This window comes from Actinoallomurus sp. CA-142502, assembly GCF_050936355.1.
Lineage (GTDB): Bacteria > Actinomycetota > Actinomycetes > Streptosporangiales > Streptosporangiaceae > Actinoallomurus > Actinoallomurus iriomotensis.
Map to the genome: position 1 here is coordinate 10756875 of NZ_JBNJMY010000001.1, position 16672 is coordinate 10773546.

The window sequence follows — 16672 nt, forward strand, 5'->3', positions numbered from 1 at the left end:
CTTCCTGATACTCACGCGACCTCCTAACGAGCACCGTCGTCTATCGCGCATTCTGCCCCAGGGAAATCACCAGAAAACAACCTCATCAGGCACATGACCTGGGCTTTTCGCGTTCCGGAACCACCGCTTACCGGGGGCGCAGCGGCAGCGACTCCAGTACGGCCGGCCAGGCGCCGGACAGCGGGTCGATCAGGGCGAAATGGCCGACGCCGGGAAGCTCCCGCAACGGTGCGTCCCGGCGCGTGGCGTAGGAGCGGCTCACCTCGATCGGGACGCGGTCGTCGGACGTGCCGTGCAGCAGTCTCACCGGAGCCGAGGGCACGGGCAGCCGAACTGGGTCGGCGGCGGCGTACCGGTCCGGCACCTCGGCGGGCGAGCCGCCCAGCAGCAGGTCCGTCGCGCCGTCGTCCAGGTGCAGGTCGCTGCACATCCCCAGGTCGGCGCAGCCGGCCAGCGACACCACCGCCCGCATTCGCGCCGCCGGCCGGGTCGCGGCCCACAGTGCCAGGTGGCCGCCCGCCGAGTGGCCCAGCACCACCGGCGGCGCCGCGGTGTACGGCTCCAGCAGCGACGGTACGGCGTCCAGCGCCGCTGCGACGTCCTCGAACGTGCCCGGCCAGCCGCCGCCCTCCTGGCCCGTACGGCGATACTCCGGGATCGCGACCACCCATCCCGCCGAGGCCAGGGCGCTCGCCATCGGACCCGTGTGCGTACGGTCGTACGCGGACCGCCAGAAGCCTCCGTGCAGCACGACGACGAGCGGCCCCGGAGAGGCAGCGGGCAGGCGTACGTCGATGACGTGGTCCGGATGCGGGCCGTACCGCAGGGTCAGGTCCGGCGGCGGCGCGGGCCGCGTCAGCACCTCCCGTGCGTCGGTCATCCGGCCAGGCGAGAGCTTTCGGCGACCTCCAGACGCCGGGCCAGGTCCGTCAGGTCGAGGCCGAGCGTCGCGGCGAGCGCGGAGACCGTGAAGAAGGCCGGGGCGGCGATCGCGCCGCGTTCGATCTTGCGCAGGGTGTCGAGGGAGATTCCGGCGTCGGCGGCGACGGAGGCCGCGCTGCGCGGGCCGCGGGCCGCGCGCAGGATCTGACCGAGGGCACGGCCGCGGTCGCGTTGGTCTTCGGTCAGTGGGGTGCGCACCATGGACAGAGATTATATGGCTGGTATTAAAATCTACCCCATGGTGACTCTGAAGAATCAGGCGGAGCTGGACCAGATGCGGGCGGCGGGACACGTGGTGGGCGTGACCCTGCGGCGCGTTGCCGACGCGGTCGAGCCGGGCATCAGCCTGGCCGAGCTCGAGGCCATCGGCGCCGCCTGCATCAAGGAACACGGGGCCGAGTCCTCGTTTCTCGGCTACCGCCCCCAGTGGGCCGAACCCCCGTACCCGGCGACGCTCTGCCTGTCGGTCAACGACGTGATCGTGCACGGCATCCCCACCGGACGGCGGCTCAAGGAGGGTGACATCCTGTCGATCGACTGCGGCGCGATCGTCGGCGGCTACCACGGCGACGCCGCGGTGACCGTGCCCGTCGGCCAGGTGGACGACGCCGCCGAACGCCTCATGAAGGTCACCCGCGAGGCCCTGACGGCGGCGATCGCGGCGGCCGTACCCGGCGGGCGGCTCGGCGACGTCTCGTACGCGGTGGAGAGCACCGCACGGCCGTACGGGCTGCTCGAAGGTTGCGGCGGCCACGGCATCGGCACCGCCATGCACGAGGACCCGCACGTGGCCAACACCGGGCGGCCCGGGCGCGGCATGAAGCTCCGCGAGGGCCTGGTGATCGCGATCGAGCCGATGCTCATCGAGAGCGGCGGCGACGAGGGCCGTACGCTCGCCGACGGCTGGTCGGTGGCCACCGCCGACGGCAGCCGCGCCGCCCACTTCGAGCACACCGTCGCTATCACCGCGGACGGCCCGGAAATCCTCACCCGATAAGAAACCGCCCCGTACGAGACGGGGCGGTTCTCGGGTGGCGTGTCAGCAGGAGTGCGTCCAGGAGCACTCGAGGTTCTGCGCCGAGGAGCGCGCGGTGGACCGTACGGCGGAGGTCGCCGCGGACGGGCCGCCGGCGAGCCGGACGGCGATCCTGTCCTGGAGGTCGGTGGGAGCACCGCCCTTGTAGCCGTTGAAGACGATGGAGAAGATCAGCGGCCGGCCGTCCGGGTCCTTCACGTACCCCGAGAGCGCGCTGACGCCGGTCAGCGTGCCGGTCTTGGCGTGTACGTCGCCGGCCGCCGGGGTGCCGGCCATCCGCGAGCGGAGCGTGCCGCCCACGAGTTCGTCGGGCTGTCCGGCGATCGGGAGCGCGTTGTAGAAGACCGGGAACCAGCTCTTGCGCTGCGCGGCTCGCAGCACGTTGCTGATCTGGGTGGCCGTCGTGTAGTTCGTGTGGCCGAGCCCCGAACCGTCGGTCTGCTTGACCTGCGAGGTGTCCACCCCGAGCGACTTGAGGTACTTGGCGACCACCGGCAGGCCCGCGGTCCAGCTCCCGTGCCCGGTGACCTTGTGGCCGATCTCCCTGACGAGGGTCTCGGCGATCATGTTGTTGCTCAGCTTCAGGTACGGGGTGGCGATCCGCGACAGCGGGATCGACCGCCGCGTCGTGACGACTCTGGCGCCCTTCGGCGTCGTACCGTGCGTCGTGTCGCCCTCGACCGTCACGCCGTGGGCCTTCAGCGCCCGCCGGAACACGTCCGCGGCGTACAGCGCGGGGTCCGGCACGGTGGCCAGGTCGTCGAACGTGCCGTCCGCGGGGATGGAACCGCTGACCACGATCGTGTTGGTGCCGACCGTACGGTCCACCGAGACCGTCGAGGCCGAACCGGGCGCGCCCGTGGTCGCCTTGTCATCGATCGTGACGGCGCCCGTCTCGGGGCTGAGCGAGACCTTCGGCGGCCGGCCGGGCGTGGTCGGCGTGACGACGACGTCGACCGTGCCCACGTCGAGGACGTCGTCCGGGGCGACGGTCAGCGCGGAGATCTCGGCGGCGTAGTAGTAGGGGAAGTCGGTCGGGTCCCAGTCGGGTCCGAGCCGCGGGCCCTCGAACCAGCTGTCGTCGGCGACCAGGCCGCCCCTGACCGTCTTGATGCCCTTGGCCGCGACCTCCGCGGCGAGCCGGTCGTACGCGGCCGCGCCCAGCGTCGGGTCGCCGGTGCCCTTGAGGTAGAGCGTGCCGCCGCGCGTGGAGACGTCCGTACGGAACCGGTAGCCGGTGCCGAGGATCCCGAACGCCGCGGCGGACGTCTCGATCTTGTTGTTGGAGGCCGGGACGACGCGCGTGTCGGCGTCGTGGGAGTACAGGACCGCGCCGGTACGGGCGTCCCGCACGGTCACGCCGGCGGTCGCGCCGCTCAGGCGGCTGTCGGACAGGATCTGGTCGATGTCGGTCTTCAGATCGCCGGGGGCGGCCGCGCGCGTCGGGGCCGAGCCGACGGCGGCCTGAGCCGGAACGGCGACGCCGGAACCGGCGATCACCCCTCCTGCGAGCAACAGGGCCAATCCGGTTGATCGTCGCATGACGGACGATAGTAAAAGATCTTTACCGAACAGTGGCGGCGATGGCCGGAACCGGATGCGCGGAGAGGCCGGGCGGGGGCGACGCAGTGGACGCGGTACGGCGATCGGGTGACCTGGATGACGGGCGGGAGGGTGCGGCGGCGACGGTCGTGTTCGGGTGCGCCGGATGCGGTGCCGCGCTGACCGCGCCGGTGTCGCGGGTCGCGCTTCCCGTCAACGCGCACCACACGTACGGCCATCAGTTCCTGCCTCCGCTCATGGAGCCCGGAACGTTCGCGGTGGATCCGGAGCCCTTCGGGCCGCCGTGGCGGCCGTGGGACGAGGTGGGCGCCGCCGAGGCGGAGGCCCGCGGCGTGTACGCGCCGGTGTGCTCCCTGTCGTACGGGCCGCGGGGAGCCGTCGTGATCGCACCGGGTGACGTCCGCGGCACGGCCTTCGTCCCGGACCGCGGCGACGGCTGCCTGGGGCTGGACGGCCGGGACGGCCCGAACCTCGCGTGTGTGCGGTGCGGGCGGGCGGTGGCGACCCGCGTCGACGACTGTTCGTACTGGCAGGCGGTGTGGCTGGATCCACGCGCCGTGCGGCGCCTCACCGGCGACGACCCTCCCCATCGGGCGGCCGGCTGGGAGGCCCTGCCGGAGGGCGTGCCGCCGCTCGAGTCGTCCGGGAGGTGGAGCCCGCTGTGGGATGTGGCGGTCTCGGCGGCCCTGGCCCACCTGCTGGCGGTGTCGGCGGGCGTACGGGTGAACGTTCCGGACGGGCTGGTCACCGAGACGTTCGGCCCGGCGCTCGACGCGCTGCTCCCGCCGGGGCCGCCGACGAGGACCCTGGCTCTGGCCGGACCGGGCCGGTCCACCGACGCCGACATCGCGCTCGTCCCCCGGCATCCGCGGACCGGTGAGACATGGCCGTACGCGGGGGAGACAGTGCCGCTGGCCGCCGAGGTCTGGGCGTATCTCGCCCGCCACCACGACCGCAGACCTGTTCCCGGGGCGGGGCGGTGGCCCGATGACGCCTGGCGCGACGACCCGCCTCCGTTGCTGCCGTCCATGCGCTTCCGGCCCGACCGGAGAGTCTTCCTCCGCACGCTGGCACGGCTGCCCGAGGTCCGCGAGCCGTGGCTGCGCGCGATCTACGACCGCGTGGGGAACCGCGCCCCCGCGCACCCGGACCCGTTCTGGTGACCTCCTCCCGGCTCGACCAGGCCGGTGTTGGGCGTACCGTGAAACTCGCCCGCGCCAGGGCGCTTTCCCCCACTTCGAGGACCGCGCTTTGATCCTGTCCGAGACCGCCCCCTCGCCCGCGCGGGTGCGGGCCGCCACCCGTGCCACGTACGTCGCCTTCATCGGGACCGGTTTCGCGTTCGCCAGCTGGGCCGCGCGCATTCCCCAGGTCCGGGATCGGCTGCACCTGCAGCCCTCCGAGCTCGGGCTCGTGTTGCTCGCCATCGCGGCGGGTTCGGTGCTGGCCCTGCCGCTGTCCGGGCCGGTGCTCGCCCGGCTCGGGTCGCGCCGGATGGTCTCCGCGATGGCCCTGCTCCTCTCCGTCGGGCTGGTGATCGTCTCCCTCGGCTACCTCGCCGGCGTGCCGCCGGTCGTCGGCGGGCTGTTCCTGATCGGCCTGGGCAACGGCGCTTGGGACGTCGCCATGAACGTCCAGGCCGCCCGCGTCGAGCGTCTCCTCAACCGCTCGATCATGTCCCGGTTCCACGCCGGGTTCAGCCTGGGTACGGTCGCCGGGGCGGTCATCGGCGCCGGGATGGTCGCGCTGCGCGTCCCCGTCACCGCCCACCTGCTGGGAGTGGCGGTCGTCGTGGCGGCGGTGGTGCCGCTCGCGGTCCAGCGGTTCGTGCCCGACCAGGATGAGGACTCCGCGGAGGAGCGCGGCCGCTCCCGTGACGCCTGGGCCGAGCCCCGTACGCTGCTGATCGGGCTGTTCGTCCTCGCGTTCGCCTTCGCCGAGGGCACCGGGAACGACTGGATCAGCGTGGCGCTCATCGACGGCCACCACGCGGACGCCACCCTGGGCACGCTGGGATTCGCGGTGTTCCTCGCCGCGATGACCGCCGGCCGGTGGGTCGGACCCGGTCTGCTCGACCGGTACGGACGGGTCGTGGTGATCCGGGCGATCTCGCTGCTGGCCGTCGCCGGGCTCGTGCTCTTCGTGTTCGGTCCGTCCACGCCGGTCGCCTTCGCCGGGGCGGTCCTGTGGGGCGCGGGCACCTCGCTGGGGTTCCCGGTGGGGATGAGCGCCGGGGCCGACGATCCGGCCCGGGCGCCCGCGCGCGTCAGCGTGATCGCCTCGATCGGCTACTGCGCCTTTCTCGGCGGGCCACCGCTGATCGGTTTCCTCGGCCAGCGGTTCACCGTGCTGCGCGCCCTCACCGCGGTCGCCGTGCTCCTGGCGCTGGCCGCACTGATCACCGGGAACGTGCGGCCGCTGCCGGACGGCGAGGACTCCTGATCACAACACTTCGGCGAAGAACCTGCCGATGTCGGCGGCCAGGTCGCCGGGGCGGTCCATGGCGATGAAGTGGTGCCCGGCGGGGTTGTCCTTCGGCCAGTGGACGATGGTGTTGCCGCGCTCGGCGAGCCGGCGGATCCCGGGCGGTCCGCTGTACAGCCCGGTGGGCACCTGCTTCTGGCCCTCGGGCCACGCGGAGGCGGCGCTGTCGTAGTAGGGCCACGCCGAGGTCGCGAACGTGCCGGTGAGCCAGTAGATCGTCAGGTTGGTCAGGAACAGGTCGCGGTCGACGGCCTCCTCCAGCGGCTTGCCGCCGGCGTTGAACTCATGGAACTTCTGCAGCATCCACGCCAGGGCCGCGACCGGTGAGTCGTGCCAGCCGTACGCGAAGGTCTGCGGGGCGGCGCGGAGGAGTGCGTGGTGGTCGACGCCGCGGACCCAGTCCTGCTCCATCATCCGCGCGTACGCGGCGCGCTCGTCCTCGGTCATCTCGGGCAGGTCCGCCTCGGTCGGGAAGCCGAGCCCGCTGATGACGTAGACGCCGGCCACGTGCTCCGGAGCGGCCCTGGCGACCTCCGGAGCGACGTACGCGCCGAGGTCACCGCCCTGGGCTCCGTACCGGTCATAGCCGAGGCGGCGCATGAGTTCCACCCAGGTCCGCGCCACACGCGACGGGCCCCAGCCGGTCTCGCGCGGCGGGGCGGAGAACCCGAATCCCGGCACCGAGGGCGCCACCACGTGGAACGCCCGGCCGGGGTCGCGGCCGTGGGCGCGCGGGTCGGTGAGCGGGCCGATGAGCCGGCTGAACTCCACGACGGAGTTCGGCCAGCCGTGGGTGAGGATCAGCGGGAGGGCGTCCGGCTCCGGCGAGCGGACGTGGAGGAAGTGCACGTCCTGCCCGTCGATCTCGGTGGTGTACTGCGGGAATTCGTTCAGCTCGGCCTCGTGCCTCCGCCAGTCGTACCTGGTACGCCAGTGGTCGGCCCACTCGGCGACGACGTCGGCGGGGACGCCGCGGCTCCATCCGTCTCCGGGCGGCACCGGCCGAGGCAGACGCGTGCGCGCGAGCCGGTCGTTCAGGTCGTCCAGGTCGGCCTGGGGAATGTCGATGCGAAAGGGCGTGATGCTCATGGCGCACACGCTAGGAACCGATCAGGCCGGTTTCTGACCTGATGCCCTAGCCGTACTGACTGAGGACATTGGCCGAGAGCCGCGCCCTCGCGTTCGCGTGTGCGTTGCGACCAGAGCTCGCCGGCACGGTGCCGCGTTCGGGTCGATTGATCTCGGCCCACACCGCATCGAGGGACAGGCCGAGGACATCGGCGATCGCCGCGATGGTCGGGAAGGCAGGGGTGGCCACCCGACCAGACTCGATCTTCCGAAGAGTCTCCGGCGAGACGCCTGCGTCCAGCGCGGTGTCGAGCATCGAGCGGTCCCCCCTGGCGCGACGCAGCAGCGCACCGAGGCGCTGCCCGCGCTCGACCTCTGCGGGAGTGAGCGGCGACCTGACCATGACTCCAATTCTAATACCGGGATACTATGGCCGGGATAGTTATTGGTCGCGGGTGGAAGGCACCACATGATCGAAATCTTGAACCCCACCGACCTGTCACGAGCGCGGGACACCGGCGCGCTGGTCGCCGACATCCTGCAGACCCTGAAGAGCCGCAGCGCGGTCGGCACGAACCTTCTGGACATCGACCGGTGGACCGGGGCCATGATCGCCGAAGCCGGAGCGTCGTCCTGCTACGTCGACTACGAGCCGTCCTTCGGACGCGGGCCGTTCGGTCACTACATCTGCACCTCCGTCAACGACGCGGTGCTGCATGGGCTGCCCTACGACTACACGCTCGCCGACGGCGATCTGGTGTCCCTCGACCTCGCCGTCTCCAGAGGAGGGGTCGTCGCGGACTCCGCCATCAGCTTCATCGTGGGTGACTCAGCACCCCACGAGAGCGTGACGATGATCAGTGCGACCGAGCGCGCGCTGCACGCGGGGATCGCCGCCGCCGGGCCGGGGGCTCGCATCGGTGACATCTCCCACGCCATCGGCTCGGTCCTGAGCGAAGCGGGGTACCCGATCAACACCGAGTTCGGCGGTCATGGCGTCGGCTCGACGATGCACCAGGACCCGCACGTTCCGAATGCCGGCCGGCCCGGTCGTGGCTATCGGCTGCGCCCTGGGCTGTTGCTGGCACTGGAGCCGTGGATCATGGCGGACACGGCCGAGTTCGTCACCGATGCCGATGGCTGGACCCTCCGAAGCGCGACAGGCTGCCGGACGGCACACAGTGAGCACACGATCGCCATCACCCGTGACGGAGCCGAGATTCTCACCTTGCCCGAGCAGGCGCACTCGTGAGGGCGGACACCTACCGGCGGTAGCCGGCCATCTGTTCCAGGCGGGCGATGCGCTCGGCCGTCGGCGGGTGGGTGGAGAACAGGCGGACGATGCCCTCGCCGCGGAACGGATTGGCGATCATGAGGTGGCTGACCGAGGCCAGGCGGCCGTCTTGGGGCAGCGGGAGCTGGCGCGTGCCGTGCTCGATCTTGCGCAGGGCCGAGGCGAGGGCCAGTGGGTCGCCGCAGAGCTGGGCGCCGGAGGAGTCCGCCTGGAACTCGCGGGTGCGGCTGATGGCCAGCTGGACGATGGTCGCGGCGATCGGGCCGAGCAGCATCAGCAGCAGCGCGCCCAGGATGCCGCCCTCGTCGTCGTCGGAGTTGCCGAGTGGCAGGAACCAGGCGAGGTTGGCGATCCAGGTCACGACCGCGGCGAGCGCGCCGGCGACCGAGGAGATCAGGATGTCGCGGTTGTAGACGTGCGACAGCTCGTGGGCGAGCACGGCGCGCAGCTCGCGCTCGTCGAGGATCTGCAGGATCCCCAGGGTGCAGCAGACCGCCGCGTTGCGCGGGTTACGGCCCGTGGCGAAGGCGTTGGGCGCGACGGTGGGTGAGACGTAGAGCCGCGGCATCGGAGCGCGGGCGGCCGTGGACAGCTCGCGCACGATGCGGTACATCGCGGGCTGTTCGACCTCGCTGACCTGCCGGGCGCGCATCGCCGACAGCGCGATGCGGTCGCTCGCGAAGTAGGCGACACCGTTGGTGAGCAGGGCGATCACGATCGCGATGGTCAGACCGGTGCGCCCGCCGAGCGCGCCTCCGACGACCACGATCAGGGCCGACAGCGCGCCGAGCAGGACCGCCGTACGGACGCCGTTGAACCGCACCTTGAAGACCTCCCCGGACTCCCGTTAGTAAAACGGTCTGACCAGGAGGGATGTTCCCCCTTACGGAACGGCCAGCGCCGCCGCGTGGAGGACCAGCTCAGGAGCCGCCGACACGACCAGCGCCCCGGCCAGGGAGACCGCGATGGCGATGCCGCCCGTACGGCCGACGCGCACCGTCTCGGCCCGTTCGGCGGGACTGAAGAGACGTGCCGCCCAGCCCAGGTAGTAGTACAGGCCGAGCACGGTGTTCACCGCCATGATCACCGCGAGCCAGGTCGCGGCGCCGCCGACCGCCGCCTTGAAGACGACCACCTTGGCGAACAGGCCCATGACCCCCGGCGGGAGGCCGGCCAGGCAGACGAGGAAGAACGCCAGGGCGATCGCGACGCCCGGGTTGGCGCGGGCCAGGCCGCGGTAGTCGCCGAGGTCGCGGCGGCCGCGGCGGGCGACGACGGTGACCACCGCGAAGGCGCCGATGTTCATGATCGCGTACATGGCGACGTACGCGGCCGTGGCCGTCATCCACTCGTGCGGCCGGACGCGGGTGCCGCCGGCCAGCGGCGCCAGCATGAACCCCGACTGGGCCACCGACGACCAGGCGAGCAGGCGCACCACGTCGCGCTGGCGCATCGCGAGCAGGTTGCCGAGCGTCATCGTGGCCGCGGCGAGCACGCCGAGCAGCGGTCCCCAGGTGCCGCCGAGCGGCCAGAACCCGGCCGTGAGGACCAGCGTCAGGCCGGCGAACCCGCCCGCCTTCGACACGACCGACAGGAACGCCGCGACCGGCAGCGGCGCGCCCTGGTAGACGTCCGGCGCCCAGAAGTGGAAGGGCACCGCCGCGACCTTGAAGCCGAACCCGGCGATCACCGCGACGACGCCGACCGCGGCGACCGGCTTGAGGTCCGCGGGCACGCGGGTCAGCCCGGCCGCGACCCGGTCGAGGTGCATCGCGCCGGTCACGCCGTACACCAGGCTGATGCCGAACAGCGTCACCGCCGACGACACGACCGACACGAGGAAGAGCTTAAGTGCCGCCTCGCTCGCCACCCCGTCGTAGCGGCGCAGGGCCACCAGCGCGAACACCGGCAGCGACAGCGTCTCCAGCGCGACGACGAGCGTGATCAGGTCCCGGCCCGAGGCCAGCAGCAGCGCACCGGTGACGGCGGCGAGCAGCAGAAAGTGGTACTCCCCGGCCGGGAGCGCCGAGCGGCCGATCTCGCCGTGCGACAGCAGCACGACCACGAGCGCCGTCAGCAGCACGATCGCCTGGAAGAGCGTGGCGAAGTCGTCGGCGACGTAGGAGCAGGACGACCCGGTGCAGAACGTCGTACGGCCGTGGCCGGGCACGAGCGCGACGGCCGCGGCGGCGAGGATGAGGACCGTCAGCAGGCCGGTGACGCGCCGGGGCGTGCCGAACGCGTCGGCCATGAGCACCACCACGGAGCCGACCGCGACGATCAGCGTCGGCAGTATCGCGAGGTAGTCGATCGTCTGGATCATCGTCAACGGCCCCCCAGGAGCACGCGTACGGCGCCGTCGGTGAGGTCGAGGAGCGTCTTGGGCCACAGGCCGATGAACAGCGTGGCCGTGATGAGCGGCGTCCAGGCGAGCAGCTCGTGCGCGCGGACGTCGGCGAACCTCGTGCGGACCCAGCGCTCGGCGACCGCGCCGTGGGTGACCCGCGAGAGCAGGCGCAGGAAGTACGCGGCGGTGAGGACCGCGCCGAGGCCGCCCAGCGCCATGAACGTCACGTACGTCGCGCGCGGCAGCCCGGCGTGCGGCTGGTACGCGCCGAGCAGCGCGAGCATCTCGCCCCAGAACCCGGCCAGGCCCGGCAGGCCGAGGCTCGCCACCGCCGCGAACGTGAGGATCGAGGCGAGGTACGGCGCCTTGGCGAGCATGCCGCCGCCGAGGGTGTCGAGGTCGCCGGTGCCGTACCGCTCCTTGATCGCGCCCGCGACGAAGAACAGCAGGCCGGTGATGAGCCCGTGCGCGATGTTGCCGAACAGCGCGGCGTTGACGCCGACGGGCGTGAGCGTCGCGATGCCGAGCAGCACGAAGCCCATGTGGCCGATCGAGGAGTAGGCGATCATGCGCTTGAGCTCGCGCTGCGCCAGGCAGGCGAGCGCTCCGTAGATGATCCCGATGACCGCGAGCAGGCCGAGCCACGGGGCCAGGACCCGCGCGCCCTCGGGGACGTCCGGCACCGCGATGCGGACGAACCCGTACGTGCCCATCTTCAGCAGGACGCCGGCGAGCAGGACCGAGCCGACGGTCGGCGCCTCGGTGTGCGCGTCCGGGAGCCAGGTGTGCAGCGGCCACATCGGCGTCTTGACCGCGAACCCGATGGCGACCAGGCCGAACGCGGCGAGCTGCACGTTGTGCGACAGACCCGCGCCGTGGCGGGCGGCGAGCGTCGTCATGTCGAGCGTGTGCGCGTTCACCGCGATCAGCAGGATGCCGACGAGCAGGAAGCCGGAGCCGAGCAGGGTGTAGAGGATGAACTTGTTCGCCGCCGCCCGCGCGCGCTCGCGTGCCCCGGGCGAGCCGCCCCAGTGCGCGATGACGAAGTACATCGGGACCAGGACGACCTCGAAGAAGACGAAGAACAGCACGAGGTCGAGGGAGACGAACGTGCCCAGCATGCCGACCTCGAGCAGCAGGATCAGCCCGATCAGCGCGCGCGGCGAGCCGGCGCCCTCGTCGGCGGCGGGCAGCACCCGCGCGGTGTAGATCATGCACAGGAAGGTCAGCGCCGCGGTGAGCACGACGAGCGGGAGCGAGATGCCGTCGACGCCGAGGTGGAAGCGCAGGCCGATGGAGGCCGCCCACGTGTGGTCGAAGCCGAGCTGCGGGCCGCGCCGGCCGTAGTCGAAGGTCGCCGCCGCGACGACGGCGAGCACCAGCGTCACCGCCGAGAAGAACAGGCCGTGCAGCCGGGCCAGCCGGGTGAGCCGGGGCGGGCTCCCTCCGGGCGAGAACAGCGTGAGCACCGCGCCGACGAAGGGCACGACCAGCATCGCCGTGAGGATCATGTGAGCACCACCACCGCGAGAACGATGAGCACCACGCCCGCCAGGACCCCGGAGATGTACGTCTGCGGGTTGCCGTTCTCGGTGCGGCGCAGCAGGCCGCCGAGGCGCCGCGTGCCACGGCCGGTGCCGACGACGGCGGCGTCAACCGCCCGCTCGTCGGTGTGCACGACCATCTCCGCGAGCGCCACGAGCGGCCGTACGACCAGGACGTCGTAGACGGTGTCGAGACGGAAGCCGTCGCGCAGGAACGGGCGGGCCGGACCCAGCAGGCGTACCGGGTCCAGCGCCGGGTCGCGGTTCCAGACCAGGAAGACCGCGCCGCCGCCCGCGACCACGAACAGCAGCGACACGAGCGTCATGCCGAGTTCGGGCCGCAGCTCGTCACTGCCGAGGCCGAGGAAGCCGATGACCAGCGCCGGAACGGCGAGCACCGCCACGGGCCAGCGCATCAGCCCGGTCGCCTCCCCCGCGCCCGTGGCGGACCGGCGTTCGCCGAAGAACGCGACGAGCCAGGTGCGCGTGGCGTACGCGGCGGTGACGGCGGCGGTGAGCAGCCCGGCGGACAGGACCAGCCAGGCCGTCCACGTGGGCACGGACGGGACGCTCACGGTCAGGCGCTGGATGCCGGAGTTCAGCGGCGTGGAGGCGAACCAGGCCTGGGTGTGCTCCGGCCGGGTCGCGTGCCACGCCTGGGACAGGATGGTGTCCTTGCTGAAGAAGCCGCTGGCGGGCGGGACGCCGGCGAGGGCCGCGAAGCCGACCGTCATCGACCAGAACGTCACCGGCATGGTGTGCCGCAGGCCGCCCATCGCGCTCAGCATGTTCGAGCCGACCGCGACGATGACGCAGCCGGCGCCGAGGAACAGCAGCGCCTTGAACGCCCCGTGCGCGAGCAGGTGGAACAGCGCGCCGTCGCGGGTGCCGACGGCGAGGCCGCCGCCCATGTAGGCGAGCTGGCTGATCGTGGAGTAGGCGAGGACGCGTTTCAGGTCGTCCTGGGCGAGGGCGGCGAGCGCGGCGCCGAGCATCGAGATCGCGGCCATCACCCCGAGAACGGCCAACGCGGCCGGGGCGAACAGGAACGCCGGGTAGAGGCGGGCGACGACGTAGACGCCGGCCGCGACCATCGTGGCGGCGTGGATCAGCGCGCTGACCGGAGTGGGGCCGGCCATGGCGTCCGGCAGCCAGGTGTGCAGCGGGAACTGGGCGCTCTTGCCCGCGAGGCCGCAGAGCAGCAGCAGCGTGCCGGCGACGAGCGTGGTGTGCGACATCGACGGCACGCGGCTCAGCACCGTGCCGATCTCGAACGAGTGCGCCGCCAGGCCGAGGACGAAGATGCCGAACAGGAAGCCGACGTCGCCGAGACGGGTCACCAGGAAGGCCTTGACCGCCGCCCTGGAGGTCGCCCGGTCGTGCCAGTAGTGGCCGATGAGGAAGTAGGAGCAGACGCCCATGACCTCCCAGCCGACGTACAGGGCCAGCAGGTCGCCCGACAGCACGACGAGGAGCATCGCGGCGGTGAACAGACTGACGAACGCGGCGTAGGAGGAGTAGCGCGGGTCGTCGCGCATGTACGCGACCGAGTAGATCTGCACGGCGAGCGCGACGCAGCAGACCAGCAGGGCGACGACCGCCGCCGTGCCGTCGACCTCCAGAGAGAGGCCGAACGGGATCCCGCCGGTCCGTACGACGGTGAGCGTGCCCGTGCGGGGCCGCGGGTGCTGCCACTGGGCCACGGCGACCACCGCGGCCAGGACCGTGGAGGCCGCGACCGGCAGCACCGCGACCAGGGCGGGGCCGTTGGCGGGCAGCCGCCGGGCCAGGGTCCGCGCCCGGCCGTTCGCCGCGCCCGGCGGGACGCTCCGGCGCAGGCGGCGCGCGAGCGGGGTCAGCAGGTGCGAGATGGTCGGCCCGAAGATCATGCCGATGAACGCGGCGGCGAACGGCAGCAGAACCGCGACGGCCGCCAGGACGATCACTGGCGTGCTCCTTCTTCTCTGTCCTCGTGCAGCGTGCGCAGGCGGTCGACGTCGACCGTCTGGCGGTTGCGGTAGATCAGCAGGACGAGCGCGAGCCCGAGCCCGACCTCCGCGGCGGCCAGCACGATGACGAACAGCGTGAGCACCTGCCCGCCGTGCAGCCGGTCGGCCCAGCGCATGTCGAACACGACGAGGTTGAGGTTGACCGCGTTGAGCATGAGCTCGACGGACATGAGCACGAGGATCGCGTTGCGGCGGGCCAGCACGCCGTACACGCCCACCGAGAACAGCACCGCCGCGATGACCACCGGATAGACGAGGTGCATCCTCAGGCCCCCTCGTCGATCCGGGAGATCACGATGGTGTCCTCGTCGTCGGCGCCGCGCGGCTTTCTCCGCGCGAGCGGGCCCGGAGGGCGGCTGCGGGGGCGCGCGGGCGGCGTGGGCTCCGGTTCGGCCTGCTCGGGCCCGATGTCGGAGCGGGAGAGCACGATCGCGCCGATGAGCGCGGCCAGCAGCAGCACCGACAGGGCCTCGAAGGGCAGCACCCAGGTGCGGAAGATGCCGGCGCCGATGACGCTGGAGCTGCCGTTGCCGACCCTGGCCTTCAGCGGGAAGTAGGCGTCACGGAAGCCCCGTATGAGGGTGGTGACGAGGACGACGGCGGTCGCGGCGGCGGTGATGATCGCGACGATGCGGTTGCCGGAGTCCAGGTCCTCCGAACGGCCGATCGGCGCCCGCGTCAGCATGATGCCGAACAGCAGCAGCACCACGACCGCGCCGACGTAGATCAGCACCTGCACCCAGGCGACGAACTCCGCGGCGAGGACGACGTACGAGGCGGCCAGCGCGCCGAACGAGACGACGAGCCAGAGCGCGGCGTGTACGAGCTGGCGGGTGCTCACGACCATGACGCCGGAGCCGATCGCGACCACGCCGAGCGCCAGGATGACGATGTCGGCGGTGCTCACCGGGCCTTGCCCCTGTCCGGCCCCGCACTCCCGGAGAGCCGGTCCTTCGGCAGCTCGCGGGGTGGTTCGGCGCCCTTGTCGTGGGCGGGCGGCGGAGGCACCGTCCACATCCATTCGCGCAGCCGGTCGCGTTCGTGGGTCAGCTCGGCGATGTCGTACTCGGCGTACTCGAACTCCGGCGACCAGAACAGCGCGTCGAAGGGACAGGCCTCGATGCAGATCCCGCAGTACATGCAGAGCGCGAAGTCGATGCCGAACCGGTCGAGGACGTTGCGCGTCCGCGGACGGCCGCCCTCGGGCGCGGGCAGCGTCTCCTTGTGGGAGTCGATGTAGATGCACCAGTCGGGGCACTCCCGGGCGCACAGCATGCAAACGGTGCAGTTCTCCTCAAGGAGGGCGATGACGCCGCGGCTGCGTGGCGGCAGGTCGGGTTGAACCTCGGGGTACTGCCGCGTGATGGAACGCCGGGTCATCGTACGCAGCGTGACCGCGAGGCCCTTTGCCAGACCGGATCCGGGAATGCGTGCCACGGGTCACCATGATTGCTTATCCCTGCCCGTTGGCAAACCGGAGCCCGTGCCTACGCCCCTCCGGCCCCACGGGGATACACGGGAATTCGGCGTCACGACGGATCACAGCGGCAGGGCGGAAACCTCCCGTCCGTCGAATCCGTCAGAATCAGTGTGAGTCACTTCCGGCCGGTGCCGCCGTACGATCGACGTATGGGCTGGCCTTCGCCGCAACCGCGGCCTCCGATGAGGCCGCCGGTGAGCGTTCCCCGGCCTCCGGCGCCGTCGTCGCAGGGGCTGGGATGGGCGGTGGTTCCGCTGCTCACCGGCGGTTTCGGCGCGCCCGCGTCCTTCCTCTACGCCGCCCTGCGCCGCAGGTCGCTCGCCCTGGGCGCCGCCGCGGCCGGGTACGGCGCCGGAGTGGTCGGCACGTGCCTCGGGCTCGGCTCCGGGAGCGCGGCGGGCGTCGCGCTCGGCCTGTTCCTGTTCATCCTCACCTGGACGGTCAGCACGGCCCACGCGCTGACCGCCCGTCCCCGGGTCTACCCGCGGCCCGACGTGCGCGGCCAGATGAACGAGCAGGTCGTCGCCATGGCGCGGCAACGGCGTTCGCTGCGGGAGGCCGCGCGGAAGATCGTGGCCGACGACCCCGTCCTCGCGCGTGAGCTGCGCGTCGGCCGGCCCGACCTGATGCCGCGGCAGTTCGACGACGGCGGCCTGATCGACGTGAACCACGTGCCGCCGGAGGTGCTGAGCCGGCTGCCCGGCCTGACCTACGAGATGGTCGACCGGATCATGCAGGCCCGCGGCCAGGGCGGCGGGTTCGTCTCCGCTGAGGAGGTCGCCGTACGGTGCGACCTGCCGCCGTCCATCGTCTCCGACATCGCCGAGTACTCCGTGTTCATCCGCTGACGCGGTGGGGCTACCCCCACCCTCGTTCGCCCGTACTGGCACGATCGACCTGGTGGG

At 72.0% G+C, this 16672-nt stretch carries 17 protein-coding genes; 5 read left to right on the plus strand and 12 right to left on the minus strand.

What is annotated here, in order from left to right:
- Positions 1–127: 127 nt before the first annotated feature.
- Both ACQEV1_RS50575 and ACQEV1_RS50580 read right to left on the minus strand, forming a co-directional pair.
- Positions 128–880: an alpha/beta hydrolase family protein gene (locus ACQEV1_RS50575; RefSeq protein ID WP_433405190.1), complete on the minus strand. Its 753-nt coding sequence runs from the start codon at positions 878–880 to the stop codon at positions 128–130.
- On the minus strand, positions 877–1143 hold the full coding sequence (locus ACQEV1_RS50580) for a helix-turn-helix domain-containing protein (RefSeq protein ID WP_433405193.1): 267 nt from the start codon (positions 1141–1143) through the stop codon (positions 877–879). Before ACQEV1_RS50580 ends, ACQEV1_RS50575 begins: the two co-directional genes overlap by 4 nt.
- 37 nt (positions 1144–1180) lie before the next feature.
- Here ACQEV1_RS50580 and map (ACQEV1_RS50585) point away from each other — a divergent pair, with 37 nt between their 5' ends.
- Positions 1181–1939 (plus strand): type I methionyl aminopeptidase, encoded by a 759-nt coding sequence (gene map, locus ACQEV1_RS50585; RefSeq protein ID WP_433405195.1) that lies wholly within the window; start codon positions 1181–1183, stop codon positions 1937–1939.
- 42 nt (positions 1940–1981) lie between these two features.
- Here the strand turns inward: map (ACQEV1_RS50585) and dacB are convergent, their stop codons facing one another.
- Complete coding sequence (gene dacB / locus ACQEV1_RS50590; RefSeq protein WP_433405197.1) at positions 1982–3520, minus strand: D-alanyl-D-alanine carboxypeptidase/D-alanyl-D-alanine endopeptidase; 1539 nt, start codon at positions 3518–3520, stop codon at positions 1982–1984.
- 41 nt (positions 3521–3561) lie between these two features.
- Between dacB and ACQEV1_RS50595 the strand changes: the two genes are divergently transcribed.
- Positions 3562–4704: a hypothetical protein gene (locus ACQEV1_RS50595; protein ID WP_433405200.1), complete on the plus strand. Its 1143-nt coding sequence runs from the start codon at positions 3562–3564 to the stop codon at positions 4702–4704.
- Positions 4705–4792: 88 nt separating this feature from the next.
- A complete protein-coding gene (locus ACQEV1_RS50600; RefSeq protein WP_433405202.1) occupies positions 4793–5983 on the plus strand; it encodes an MFS transporter in 1191 nt (396 codons plus the stop codon).
- Here ACQEV1_RS50600 and ACQEV1_RS50605 read toward each other — a convergent pair whose 3' ends face one another.
- Together ACQEV1_RS50605 and ACQEV1_RS50610 are read right to left on the minus strand one after the other, a co-directional pair.
- Positions 5984–7114, minus strand: coding sequence for an epoxide hydrolase family protein (locus tag ACQEV1_RS50605; protein ID WP_433405204.1), 1131 nt, complete (start codon positions 7112–7114; stop codon positions 5984–5986).
- Positions 7115–7160: 46 nt separating this feature from the next.
- A complete protein-coding gene (locus ACQEV1_RS50610) occupies positions 7161–7496 on the minus strand; it encodes a helix-turn-helix domain-containing protein (protein ID WP_433405206.1) in 336 nt (111 codons plus the stop codon).
- Positions 7497–7562: 66 nt separating this feature from the next.
- Here ACQEV1_RS50610 and map (ACQEV1_RS50615) point away from each other — a divergent pair, with 66 nt between their 5' ends.
- Complete coding sequence (gene map / locus ACQEV1_RS50615; RefSeq protein ID WP_433405209.1) at positions 7563–8345, plus strand: type I methionyl aminopeptidase; 783 nt, start codon at positions 7563–7565, stop codon at positions 8343–8345.
- Between the two features lie 10 nt (positions 8346–8355).
- Here the strand turns inward: map (ACQEV1_RS50615) and htpX are convergent, their stop codons facing one another.
- From htpX to ACQEV1_RS50650, 7 genes are read right to left on the minus strand one after another with little or no spacing between them, the layout of a single operon-like run.
- The gene (gene htpX / locus ACQEV1_RS50620) at positions 8356–9210 is read right to left on the minus strand and encodes a zinc metalloprotease HtpX (protein ID WP_433405210.1); all 855 of its coding nucleotides are present in this window, start codon (positions 9208–9210) and stop codon (positions 8356–8358) included.
- Positions 9211–9270: 60 nt separating this feature from the next.
- A complete protein-coding gene (locus ACQEV1_RS50625) occupies positions 9271–10710 on the minus strand; it encodes an NADH-quinone oxidoreductase subunit N (protein ID WP_433405213.1) in 1440 nt (479 codons plus the stop codon).
- Positions 10711–10712: 2 nt separating this feature from the next.
- On the minus strand, positions 10713–12245 hold the full coding sequence (locus ACQEV1_RS50630; protein WP_433405216.1) for a complex I subunit 4 family protein: 1533 nt from the start codon (positions 12243–12245) through the stop codon (positions 10713–10715).
- A complete protein-coding gene (locus ACQEV1_RS50635) occupies positions 12242–14224 on the minus strand; it encodes an NADH-quinone oxidoreductase subunit 5 family protein (RefSeq protein WP_433405219.1) in 1983 nt (660 codons plus the stop codon). The genes ACQEV1_RS50630 and ACQEV1_RS50635 overlap by 4 nt, the downstream gene beginning before the upstream one ends.
- Positions 14221–14550: an NADH-quinone oxidoreductase subunit NuoK gene (gene nuoK, locus ACQEV1_RS50640; RefSeq protein WP_285582414.1), complete on the minus strand. Its 330-nt coding sequence runs from the start codon at positions 14548–14550 to the stop codon at positions 14221–14223. Before nuoK ends, ACQEV1_RS50635 begins: the two co-directional genes overlap by 4 nt.
- A gap of 2 nt (positions 14551–14552) precedes the next feature.
- The gene (locus ACQEV1_RS50645; RefSeq protein ID WP_433405223.1) at positions 14553–15194 is read right to left on the minus strand and encodes an NADH-quinone oxidoreductase subunit J family protein; all 642 of its coding nucleotides are present in this window, start codon (positions 15192–15194) and stop codon (positions 14553–14555) included.
- A complete protein-coding gene (locus tag ACQEV1_RS50650) occupies positions 15191–15667 on the minus strand; it encodes a 4Fe-4S binding protein (RefSeq protein ID WP_285629608.1) in 477 nt (158 codons plus the stop codon). The genes ACQEV1_RS50645 and ACQEV1_RS50650 overlap by 4 nt, the downstream gene beginning before the upstream one ends.
- 294 nt (positions 15668–15961) lie before the next feature.
- On the opposite strand from ACQEV1_RS50650, the gene ACQEV1_RS50655 reads away from it, so the two are divergent.
- Entirely contained in the window at positions 15962–16615 is a 654-nt protein-coding gene (locus tag ACQEV1_RS50655) for a ComEA family DNA-binding protein (protein WP_433405226.1), read from the plus strand.
- Positions 16616–16672: the final 57 nt, after the last annotated feature.

Excerpts from the sequence above, each read along its gene's own strand:
- ACQEV1_RS50575 (WP_433405190.1), bottom strand. The coding sequence starts at position 880 with ATGACCGACGCACGGGAGGTGCTGACGCGGCCCGCGCCGCCGCCGGAC.
- ACQEV1_RS50580 (WP_433405193.1), bottom strand. The coding sequence starts at position 1,143 with ATGGTGCGCACCCCACTGACCGAAGACCAACGCGACCGCGGCCGTGCC.
- map (WP_433405195.1), top strand. The coding sequence starts at position 1,181 with ATGGTGACTCTGAAGAATCAGGCGGAGCTGGACCAGATGCGGGCGGCG.
- dacB (WP_433405197.1), bottom strand. The coding sequence starts at position 3,520 with ATGCGACGATCAACCGGATTGGCCCTGTTGCTCGCAGGAGGGGTGATC.
- ACQEV1_RS50595 (WP_433405200.1), top strand. The coding sequence starts at position 3,562 with ATGGCCGGAACCGGATGCGCGGAGAGGCCGGGCGGGGGCGACGCAGTG.
- ACQEV1_RS50605 (WP_433405204.1), bottom strand. The coding sequence starts at position 7,114 with ATGAGCATCACGCCCTTTCGCATCGACATTCCCCAGGCCGACCTGGAC.
- ACQEV1_RS50610 (WP_433405206.1), bottom strand. The coding sequence starts at position 7,496 with ATGGTCAGGTCGCCGCTCACTCCCGCAGAGGTCGAGCGCGGGCAGCGC.
- map (WP_433405209.1), top strand. The coding sequence starts at position 7,563 with ATGATCGAAATCTTGAACCCCACCGACCTGTCACGAGCGCGGGACACC.
- ACQEV1_RS50625 (WP_433405213.1), bottom strand. The coding sequence starts at position 10,710 with ATGATCCAGACGATCGACTACCTCGCGATACTGCCGACGCTGATCGTC.
- ACQEV1_RS50630 (WP_433405216.1), bottom strand. The coding sequence starts at position 12,245 with ATGATCCTCACGGCGATGCTGGTCGTGCCCTTCGTCGGCGCGGTGCTC.
- nuoK (WP_285582414.1), bottom strand. The coding sequence starts at position 14,550 with ATGCACCTCGTCTATCCGGTGGTCATCGCGGCGGTGCTGTTCTCGGTG.
- ACQEV1_RS50650 (WP_285629608.1), bottom strand. The coding sequence starts at position 15,667 with ATGACCCGGCGTTCCATCACGCGGCAGTACCCCGAGGTTCAACCCGAC.